The organism is Vibrio sp. Vb1574 (assembly GCF_033338675.1).
Genome location: NZ_JAWOTC010000024.1, coordinates 55,687 through 65,354, shown reverse-complemented (window position 1 = coordinate 65,354; position 9,668 = coordinate 55,687). Strand labels below are relative to the sequence as shown.

9 protein-coding genes are annotated in these 9,668 nt (G+C 44.1%); 5 read left to right on the top strand and 4 right to left on the bottom strand.

Annotation, left to right across the window (positions count from 1 at the left end):
• Window positions 1-81: 81 nt before the first annotated feature.
• Window positions 82-267, bottom strand: a complete 186-nt coding sequence (locus tag R7O12_RS15310) for a DUF3545 family protein (RefSeq protein ID WP_005381805.1) — start codon at window positions 265-267, stop codon at window positions 82-84.
• 721 nt (window positions 268-988) lie between these two features.
• Between R7O12_RS15310 and R7O12_RS15305 the strand changes: the two genes are divergently transcribed.
• Both R7O12_RS15305 and yaaA read left to right on the top strand, forming a co-directional pair.
• Window positions 989-2,422 carry an alanine/glycine:cation symporter family protein gene (locus R7O12_RS15305; RefSeq protein WP_005381800.1) on the top strand — a complete coding sequence of 478 codons (1,434 nt, stop codon included), beginning with the start codon at window positions 989-991 and terminating at the stop codon, window positions 2,420-2,422.
• A gap of 110 nt (window positions 2,423-2,532) precedes the next feature.
• Window positions 2,533-3,309: a peroxide stress protein YaaA gene (gene yaaA, locus R7O12_RS15300; RefSeq protein ID WP_005382848.1), complete on the top strand. Its 777-nt coding sequence runs from the start codon at window positions 2,533-2,535 to the stop codon at window positions 3,307-3,309.
• 110 nt (window positions 3,310-3,419) lie between these two features.
• On the opposite strand, the gene srmB is transcribed toward yaaA, so the two are convergent.
• Both srmB and R7O12_RS15290 read right to left on the bottom strand, forming a co-directional pair.
• Window positions 3,420-4,643 carry an ATP-dependent RNA helicase SrmB gene (gene srmB / locus R7O12_RS15295; RefSeq protein ID WP_005381797.1) on the bottom strand — a complete coding sequence of 408 codons (1,224 nt, stop codon included), beginning with the start codon at window positions 4,641-4,643 and terminating at the stop codon, window positions 3,420-3,422.
• A gap of 107 nt (window positions 4,644-4,750) precedes the next feature.
• On the bottom strand, window positions 4,751-5,470 hold the full coding sequence (locus R7O12_RS15290; RefSeq protein ID WP_104978805.1) for a tRNA1(Val) (adenine(37)-N6)-methyltransferase: 720 nt from the start codon (window positions 5,468-5,470) through the stop codon (window positions 4,751-4,753).
• A 330-nt stretch (window positions 5,471-5,800) separates the two neighbouring features.
• Between R7O12_RS15290 and brnQ the strand changes: the two genes are divergently transcribed.
• Window positions 5,801-7,111 (top strand): branched-chain amino acid transport system II carrier protein, encoded by a 1,311-nt coding sequence (gene brnQ / locus R7O12_RS15285; protein WP_005382851.1) that lies wholly within the window; start codon window positions 5,801-5,803, stop codon window positions 7,109-7,111.
• A gap of 85 nt (window positions 7,112-7,196) precedes the next feature.
• Here the strand turns inward: brnQ and fldB are convergent, their stop codons facing one another.
• Entirely contained in the window at window positions 7,197-7,715 is a 519-nt protein-coding gene (gene fldB / locus R7O12_RS15280) for a flavodoxin FldB (protein ID WP_005381790.1), read from the bottom strand.
• A 157-nt stretch (window positions 7,716-7,872) separates the two neighbouring features.
• Between fldB and xerD the strand changes: the two genes are divergently transcribed.
• Together xerD and dsbC are read left to right on the top strand one after the other, a co-directional pair.
• A complete protein-coding gene (gene xerD / locus R7O12_RS15275; protein WP_318101982.1) occupies window positions 7,873-8,790 on the top strand; it encodes a site-specific tyrosine recombinase XerD in 918 nt (305 codons plus the stop codon).
• Between the two features lie 59 nt (window positions 8,791-8,849).
• Window positions 8,850-9,638 (top strand): bifunctional protein-disulfide isomerase/oxidoreductase DsbC, encoded by a 789-nt coding sequence (gene dsbC / locus R7O12_RS15270; RefSeq protein WP_005381786.1) that lies wholly within the window; start codon window positions 8,850-8,852, stop codon window positions 9,636-9,638.
• Window positions 9,639-9,668 lie beyond the last annotated feature (30 nt).

The window sequence follows — 9,668 nt, the reverse complement described above, 5'->3', positions numbered from 1 at the left end:
TTGGCGCTGGACTAAACAAAGGCCCCCTTTTAGGGGGCTCACACAAAGCCACCTTCTTTAGAAGGTGGTAATTTACTTGAATTAGAGTTTAATGTCTTCCAAGTTATAATCGGTACAGACATCAAGTTCGCGCAGCTCTTTAAGCAAATTGCGTCTGTCGTTCATCTCTTCTATTTCACGCCACTTTCGCTTTACTGGTTTGGCACGAGATTTGGTTGTTGAGGTAGTATCCAGATTAAAAATGTCATCTAGTTGAAAGCCTTCCATAAGCCACCTTTACCTTTCTTAAGCTAAACTGTTGTAACCAGTCCTTGTGGAGTTTTTTAAGTACCACAATAGCCGTGAGAATAACCATGATATATTTCGCATTTGTGTCGGTAGCATGACATTTTCGTGCAAAAATATTCTCAAAATCACACTTTTTATTGCAACGATGTGGATAAAAAATGCACAAACGATCTCAAGAAAACGATTAAATAGAGAGATTTTCTATGTTAATTCGATTTGATGAATGGGTGCACTGCGCAAAGGTTAAAGTTGCATAAAATCAGTTTGATGGAATAGTGTTCAATTAGATGGTAAGTCACTAGCGTAAATTTATGTAACACCTTGTGAATACTAGCTTGTTCTTGTTTATACGGTTTGCCATTCCATTTAATGAAGAATAATTATTTATGTTGGTGTTTGGTAATTGAAATGTTGCGCAGTTTGAGTGTTAAGTCTTCTATTTATGTTATTTTTTGGTGACTTTATAGTGAAAAATAACAACATTATTCTTGTTGTTGCATATTGATTTTTGCGCTCCTAGGTTGCATTATCCGCCCGTCAAAAAATACGCTGGTACGTAAAATGGATGCATGAAGCGACGTTTACGATTCTAGATTGCCCATAAACATTACTTAAAAAGCTAAGCACACTTTGACACTTAGCAGGCAATTTGGTGGATGGCTAGGACGCATAGACTGGCGCAACTCACTTTGAGGTACACATGACAGACTTAATCAATTTGATGAACGATCTCCTCTGGGGCTCGATTCTGGTTTATCTTCTTGTTGGTGTTGGTATTTACTTCACCGTTCGATTAGGGTTCATTCAGTTCCGCCATTTCGGCCACATGTTCTCTGTTCTTAAGAACAGCCGTAAAGCAGACAAAGCTGGTATTTCCTCTTTCCAAGCGCTTTGTACTAGTCTTGCTGCACGTGTTGGTACAGGTAACATGGCGGGCGTTGCAGTTGCATTGACTGCGGGTGGTCCTGGTGCGATCTTCTGGATGTGGCTGATTGCAATGCTTGGTATGGCAACATCGTTTGCTGAGAGCACACTGGCGCAGCTATACAAAACCAAAGATGATGATGGCAACTACCGTGGTGGTCCTGCCTACTACATGGAAAAAGGCCTGGGCATGCGTTGGATGGGCGTGTTGTTCTCAGTTTTCCTAATCATCGCTTTTGGTTTGGTATTCAACGCCGTACAAGCTAACTCAATTGCCAATGCAATGAGCAACGCATTTGGTTGGAATAACCTGTATGTCGGTATTGCCGTTGTTTTACTGTCTGCAATTGTTATTTTCGGTGGCATCAAGCGTATCGCAAGAGTTGCTGAGATGATCGTTCCGATCATGGCACTACTTTATCTAGCCCTAGCGCTGTTCATCATGTTCTCTAACCTAGAGAAATTACCTGATGTATTGATGCTTATCTTTAAGAGTGCATTTGGTCTGCAAGAAGCAGCAGCAGGTGGTCTTGGCTACGCAATTGCACAGGCAATGATTAACGGTATCAAGCGCGGTCTATTCTCGAATGAAGCAGGTATGGGTTCTGCACCTAACGCGGCAGCTTCAGCAACACCTTACCCACCACACCCAGCGTCTCAAGGTTACGTACAGATGCTAGGCGTGTTCATGGATACGATCGTTATCTGTTCTGCGACAGTGGCTATCATCCTGATGTCTGGTGAGTATGTCGGTCAAGCAACAGAAGTGACGGGTATCGAGCTAACTCAGCGTGCATTGAGCTCACAAGTTGGCGATTGGGGCGGCATCTTTGTTGCTGTGGCAATCTTCTTCTTTGCGTTTACTTCAATCATTGCAAACTACTCGTATGCTGAAACGAACTTAATCTTCCTAGAGCACAATCATAAAGCGGGCTTAAGCATTTTCCGCGTTATTGTTCTTGGTATGGTGATGTTTGGTGCACTAGCTTCGTTACCAGTCGTATGGTCGCTTGCTGACGTCTCTATGGGTCTGATGGCGATAGTCAACTTGGTGGCGATCATCTTGCTATCTGGCATCGTGATTAAACTGGCCAAAGATTACAACCGCCAGCTTGGTGAAGGAAAAGTGCCAACATTTGATGCGAATGACTTCCCGGAGCTGAAATCTCAGCTTGAAGAAGGCATTTGGTACAACGATAAAAAAGACTAAGTGAGCTATCACTCATAGTTGAAAGCTATTAGTACGATGTAAAAAGCCATGCAGACAATGCATGGCTTTTTTTGTACCCTATTAAAAACAAAATTAGAGAAGGGAAAGTCATGCTTATCGTAGTTTCTCCAGCGAAGACTCTTGATTACGAGTCTCCGTTAGCGACAGAAAAATTTACTCAACCTGAGTTGGTCGAATACTCAAAAGAGCTTATCGATGTATGCCGCAAACTGACTCCTGCTGATGTTGCCTCTTTAATGAAAGTGAGCGACAAGATTGCCGATTTAAATGTGGGCCGATTCCAAGAGTGGAGTGAAACGTTTACCACGGAAAACTCACGACAAGCCATTCTTGCATTTAAAGGTGACGTTTACACAGGGCTAGACGCCGAAAGTTTATCTGAAGCGGACTTCGAATATGCTCAAGATCATCTGCGTATGCTATCGGGTCTTTATGGTTTACTAAAACCACTTGATTTGATGCAGCCATACCGCCTTGAAATGGGTACCAAGCTTGCAAACGACAAGGGTACGAACTTGTACCAGTTTTGGGGCAATGTTATTACGGACAAGCTTAACGAAGCGATTTCTGCTCAAGGCGATAATGTCCTTATCAACCTTGCATCAAATGAATACTTTAAAGCGGTTAAGCCAAAGAATTTAGATGCGCAAGTGATCACGCCAGTATTCAAAGATTGTAAGAATGGTCAATACAAGGTCATCAGTTTTTACGCGAAGAAAGCGCGCGGTATGATGGCGCGTTACATCATTGAAAACCGTGTTGAGAGCGTGGCAGACCTGACTAAGTTTGATACGGCGGGTTACTACTTTGTGGAAGATGAATCGACGCCAACAGAGTTAGTATTTAAACGCGAAGAGCAAAAATAAAGCTGATTGAGACGTAATCGACGTTAATCTCTTTCAGCACAAACGAAAAAAGGGTTGGCATTGCCAACCCTTTGTTATTTTCTAGCTTGAGCTACTTGGCCCCAACAAGATTACTTCTTCTTAGCGGTTTTCTTTTTCGCTACTTTTTTCTTGTCGTCTTTTTTCTTTTTCTTCTTAAACACGGGCTTTTTGTGTTTAGGACGCATCTCTTTCACGAAACGCTCTTTGATGTCTTCTTTCACGTAACGTGCAACGCGATCCATCATTGGTTGGTCGTGTGCTTCTACGATTGAGATAGCGTTACCTTTCTTACCTGCGCGAGCAGTACGGCCGATACGATGAAGGTAAACATCAGCCGTGCGTGGCATGTCGTAGTTGATAACGTGTGATACATCCGGAAGATCGATACCACGCGCAGCAACGTCCGTCGCGAGCAGCACGTTCACAGTTCCATCGCGGAAGCGAGAAATCGCATTGTTACGACGATCTTGCGGCATTTCACCTTGAATCCAAGAACATGGAATCTGTGCGCTTTCAAGCTGCGCTCGTAGCTCAGCCAAACGCTCACGAGTCTTTAAAAAGACGATAGTGCGCTCAGCTTGCTGAGTAATAATGTGTTTTAGTAATTCCAGTTTGTGTTCAGCATCATCAGCTCGGTGATACCACTGAGCAATTTTCTTACGCTCACGCAGCGGTGATTTTGCATCAATCTCTGCTGGGTCATTCAACAGATCAGCGGTAAAGCCTTCTACGCCTTTCCCTTCTAACGTTGCTGAGAACAGAAGGGTTTGCTTACGCCAGCGACATTCGTTAGATAGGCGATCGACAGTAGGAGCAAAACCCATATCTAGCATACGGTCTGCTTCATCAAGGATTAACCATTCGATTGCACGACAATCAAAACGTTCTGCATCAATGTATTCTTTTAAACGGCCAGGTGTCGCAACCACAATGTCTTGTGTTGTTGCAAGGATGTCGGCGTGCTCTTGGTACTGAACACCACCAGTGATAGTGAAAATGTTGAGTTTGGTATTTTTTGCCAAAGCACGTGCTTGATCGGCAATTTGCATCGCCAGTTCGCGAGTAGGCGTTAGGATCAAAATACGCGCAGGCCCAGGCTTACGACGAGGGAAGTCTTGCAAGTATTGCAATGCTGGCAGGACGAAGGCGGCCGTTTTACCAGTTCCTGTTGGCGCTGACGCTAGAATGTCACGACCGTCCAACGCTTGTGGAATCGCTTCTGCCTGAATTTTTGTTGGGCGTTCGTAACCCATCTCTTCAATGGCTTCAAGTAGGTTTTGGTCTAGATCAAGTTCAGCAAAGGTTCTGATCACAATGAGTTCTCCACAAGCAAAGCTTGGTTAATGGTTCGCCACAACAGCATAGAATACAAAAAGGTCGCACATTATAAAGTGATTGGTGATAAGGATCACATGTTATTTCACATCTTAAGATAAAACTCGCGGGTTAACTGGATGAAATCATCACTATAGCCGTCATTTGAACGGATAATTAAATGTGACGTCTGCAAATCGCAAGGTCGTTTTGACAGTTCAAATAACAATCGGTGTACTGGTTTCTTTTCTGATGGTTGCACACGACAGATCCTCGATAGATACCAACCTTGGTTTAATGCTAGCTCAATGAACTGCTCGCCTTCGGTGATTGGCAACACAAAACTAGCTCTCCCTTCGTCATCAAGCAAATGATAGCAACGCTGTAGCAATGCGTTATGGCCTAGCGTATCAGTGTGCCTCGCGGTTGCACGTTGACTGTGTTTCGATTGCTCGCCGCTGTTGAAGTAGGGCGGGTTACAAATGATGCGTTGGAATGAATGTGTCGGCGTAAAGTGCAGTATGTCGGTGTGATGCACACTTACACGATCTGACCAAGGAGACTGGGCCATATTTTTTTGCGCGGCAGCAACGGCTGTTAATTCGATATCGACCGCGGTTATTTGAGCTTCCGTAAAGCGTTGAGCACACATCAGGGCAAGCAGGCCAGTGCCAGTGCCAATATCGAGAATTTTAGCGTCGTTAGGGCTTTGAATCCAAGCACCAAGCATTACCCCATCTGTGCTGACTGGCATACCACTCTCGCCGCCCTCAATACAAAATTGCTTAAAATTGAAACCTTTAGTTTTCAGTTTTTTGTTCTTCATGATTGTTTTATATTTGCTCAATAATTAAGTGGATTACTCTATTGTTTATTAATTGTATAGATTGTTGTTTTGTTGGTTATTAAATTGTATTGTTAATTGATCGAGATAAAGAACTGGTCTGTTATTTGGATCTGGTTATATCCACTGCTTTTAAGTTTGAAAACTAAATTAATATGGTGTTTTTTTCTTAAAGGTTGCCAAATGATGAGTCTTTCGTCATTATGCGGCGAAAATTTTATAGATTGAACCACGTGTACTTATTGACTTTAGGTATACAAAAAGTGGTCTAAGCATACACAACATTCATTAATTAAAAGACAAGGGTTATCTGTGAAGCAGACGTTAAAACTAACAGATATTATCGCAGTAGGCTTTATGCTATTTGCGTTCTTTTTAGGTGCGGGCAATATTATCTTTCCACCTCTAGCGGGTCAGTTAGCGGGTGAAAACTTAATGCCAGCTATGTTTGGTTTCTTGCTGACAGCGGTAGGTCTACCTCTTATTACTATCGTTGCTATTGCTGTTGCTGGTGGTTCTTGGGATCACTTAACGCAAGATCTTCCGAAAAAAGCAGCGGTTATTATGGCTGCGTTGATCTTCATCATCATCGGTCCTGCGTTTGCTGCGCCTCGTACTGGCCTAGTGGCTTACGAGATGGCGGTGAAACCTTTCTTCCTTGAAGCGTCACAAACGCATCTCACTGCATTTTCAGTGATCTTCTTTATTGCGGCGATGATGTTCTCATGGTTCCAAGGCCGTTTGATCGATCTTATCGGTAAAGTACTGACACCAGCATTGTTCGTTGGTTTGATCATTCTTGCTGTCGCTGTCTTCCTTGATCCTCAGGGCGATATGATTGGCGCGCACGGTGAATACCTAACGCAGCCTCTGACCAAAGGCTTCTTAGAAGGCTACAACACAATGGATACGTTCGCGTCATTGATGTTTGGTATGCTGATGGTTGATGCACTGCGCGGTAAAGGCATTACTGAGCGCTCTGCAACTACTAAATATCTGATCTATGCAGGTTGTATTGCTGCTGCTGGTCTTGCGTTTGTTTACATCTCACTATTTTACTTAGGTGCGACGAGTGCAACGGTTGCTGCTGGTGCTGATAATGGTGGCCTAGTGCTTAGCCAATACGTTCAAGCGTTGTTTGGTCCATACGGTCAAATCGTTCTGTCTGTCATCGTATTGCTAGCGTGTCTGACAACCGCGATTGGCTTGATTTCTGCGTGTTCAGATTTCTTCAGCTCGAAAACACCACTGTCATACAAGCAATGGGTACTGATTAATGGTTCTGTTTGTGCATTGGTTGCAAACGTTGGTCTTGCACAGCTGATTTCTCTGTCAGTGCCAGTATTGTTTGCGCTGTACCCTGTGGCGATTGCGTTGGTTGCACTAACATTTGTGCGCAGCAAACTGCCAAATCCACGTTTTGCTTACCGCGCGGTACTGCTTGTATCTCTGTTGTTTGCGTTGGTTGATGCGGCAAAAGTATCGGGTATTGATGTTTCTGCGTTTAACATGTTGCCACTATTCGAAGTCGGCATGGGTTGGGTGCTTCCAACATTTGCGGCTATCGTGTGCATGTTCTTCATCGCGAAACCTCGCCCAGAACTAGCACAAGAAACCGCGTAATCACTTCGCGTTATCAAGATAATAAAAAGCCCGATGAATTACTTCATCGGGCTTTTTACTTTTTAATGATGACGTGTTTGCGCTATTAAAGCGTGTCGTGGAATTCCACAAGAACTTGTTCACACCATTTTTCGATGCGTTCATCACTCAGTTCGTACTGTGAGTCTTCATCTAACGCAAGTCCAACAAACTTGCTGCCATCTTCGATCAGTGCTTTCGATGCTTCAAATTCGTAGCCTTCATTTGGCCAGTAACCGATAAAGGTTGCGCCTGTGGCTTGTAATTCATCGTGAAGTAAGCCCATCGCATCTAAATACCACTCTCCGTAACCTTCTTGGTCACCCAGACCAAACAGCGCTACAACTTTGCCTTTCAGTGGTGTGGTCGCGATGTCTTGCCAAATCGCGTTCCAATCTTCTTGAATTTCACCAAAATCCCAAGTTGAGATGCCAAGGAGTAATAAGTCGTAGTCCGCCATTAGTGATAACGGTGTCTCTTTCACATTGTGAATGTCGACAAGGTCTTCACCAATAAGGGTACGAATTTTCTCTGCTGCCATTTCTGTGTAGCAGGTCGTTGAGCCGTAAAAGAGTCCGATTTTCATTATATTCGTCGTTATTTGTGTTGCTGTTGTGGAAGATTCTAACCATAAATTGAGGAAGATTGCAGCGAATATCCTATGTGGGATGATTTTTTATGGTATTGGATTGGCAGGTGCTTTAATCTAAATACTGTAAATATAAACAGATAAGGAAGCATTCATGACGGCACAACAGCCTGTCAATCAACAAGATTTTTCGTTTGTTGAGCAATTCTTAGATGCGATGTGGATGGAGCGTGGTCTATCAGAGAACACGTTGGCTTCCTACCGAAACGATTTAATGAAGCTGCTCGTGTGGATGGAAAAACATCGATACCGTCTTGATTTTATCAGTTTGTCTGGCTTGCAAGAATATCAAAGCCACCTTGTAGACTTAGATTACAAACAGACGTCCCGTGCGCGTATGTTGTCGGCTATTCGTCGTTTATTTCAATACCTGCATCGTGAGAAGGTGCGTGCTGATGACCCGAGTGCGCTCTTGGTTAGCCCTAAACTGCCACAACGTTTACCCAAAGATATTAGTGAAGAGCAAGTGGACGCGTTGCTCGAAGCGCCAGACCCGAATGACCCTATAGAATTGCGCGATAAAGCGATGCTAGAGCTACTCTACGCGACAGGGTTGCGTGTGACAGAGCTCGTCAGTTTGACCATGGAAAATGTTAGCTTGCGCCAAGGGGTGGTGCGCGTGACTGGTAAAGGTGGTAAAGAACGCCTGGTTCCTATGGGGGAAAACGCGGTCGATTGGATCGAGACGTTCATTCAACAAGGGCGCCCTGCGTTACTTGGTGATACATCATCTGATATTGTTTTTCCTAGTAAACGCGCAAGACAAATGACTCGTCAGACGTTTTGGCACCGTATTAAGTACTATGCTTTGATAGCAGGGATTGACACGGATCAGCTGTCGCCGCACGTACTGCGTCATGCCTTTGCCACGCATTTATTGAACTATGGCGCAGATCTCAGGGTCGTACAGATGCTTTTAGGACATAGTGACTTATCGACCACGCAAATTTATACTCACGTGGCGACTGAACGATTGAAGCAGATCCACAGTCAACACCACCCAAGAGCATAACAATGGTTAGATTCATCCATGTCTTCTTGGAAAAACGATTTTACATTAAGGTGAATTTCATGAGCGTATTACGCCGACTAACTCTGCTGACTTTACCATTTTTTGTTACCGCTTGTGGTGCAGAAGAAAGTCAGGCTCAAACGGAGACTCCTGCGCAACAAGTGGCGCCAGCTGCACAAAGCGGCTTTGATGAAGCAGCATTAAAAACTAAGTTCTCAAAGCTTGGTTTATCTATCGTTGATATTCAACCATCAGACGTCGCTGGCTTATTGGAAATTCAAACCAATGGCGGGATCCTGTTTGCTTCAAATGATGGTAGCCATTTTATCGCCGGTACGCTTTATGCCATTAATGATGATGGCAGTTACAAAGATGTCATAGCAGAGCGTCAAGCGCCGCTTAACGCCGAGAAAATTGCGCAGTTCTCCGATAGCATGATCGAATACAAAGCCGACGATGAAAAGTACGTTGTGACCGTATTCACCGATATCACCTGTGGTTACTGTGTGCGTCTGCATAGCCAAATGCAAGGCTATAATGATCTAGGTATTACAGTGCGTTACATGGCTTACCCTCGCCAAGGTGCAACTGGCCCTGTAGCGGAGCAAATGGCAACGATTTGGTGTGCTGAAGATCCGGCGTCGGCAATGCACAACGCGAAAGTGAATCGTACATTTGATAACCCTGCGAAAGACTTGAAACAGTGTAAAGAAACCATCCAGGCGCATTACAATCTAGGTCGCCAATTGGGTATTTCTGGTACGCCAGCAATCTTCTTACCGAATGGCGAAATGGTTGGTGGCTACCTACCACCTGCAGAGCTATTGAAACGTTTAAAGCAACTATAATCCATTAGGAGCAGAGCCGGCAAAGTTGTC

What these genes read in the sequence shown, in the direction of transcription:
- xerD (WP_318101982.1), top strand. Translation starts at nt 7,873, where the DNA reads ATGACGGCACAACAGCCTGTCAATCAACAAGATTTTTCGTTTGTTGAG.
- R7O12_RS15290 (WP_104978805.1), bottom strand. Translation starts at nt 5,470, where the DNA reads ATGAAGAACAAAAAACTGAAAACTAAAGGTTTCAATTTTAAGCAATTT.
- R7O12_RS15310 (WP_005381805.1), bottom strand. Translation starts at nt 267, where the DNA reads ATGGAAGGCTTTCAACTAGATGACATTTTTAATCTGGATACTACCTCA.
- yaaA (WP_005382848.1), top strand. Translation starts at nt 2,533, where the DNA reads ATGCTTATCGTAGTTTCTCCAGCGAAGACTCTTGATTACGAGTCTCCG.
- dsbC (WP_005381786.1), top strand. Translation starts at nt 8,850, where the DNA reads ATGAGCGTATTACGCCGACTAACTCTGCTGACTTTACCATTTTTTGTT.
- fldB (WP_005381790.1), bottom strand. Translation starts at nt 7,715, where the DNA reads ATGAAAATCGGACTCTTTTACGGCTCAACGACCTGCTACACAGAAATG.
- R7O12_RS15305 (WP_005381800.1), top strand. Translation starts at nt 989, where the DNA reads ATGACAGACTTAATCAATTTGATGAACGATCTCCTCTGGGGCTCGATT.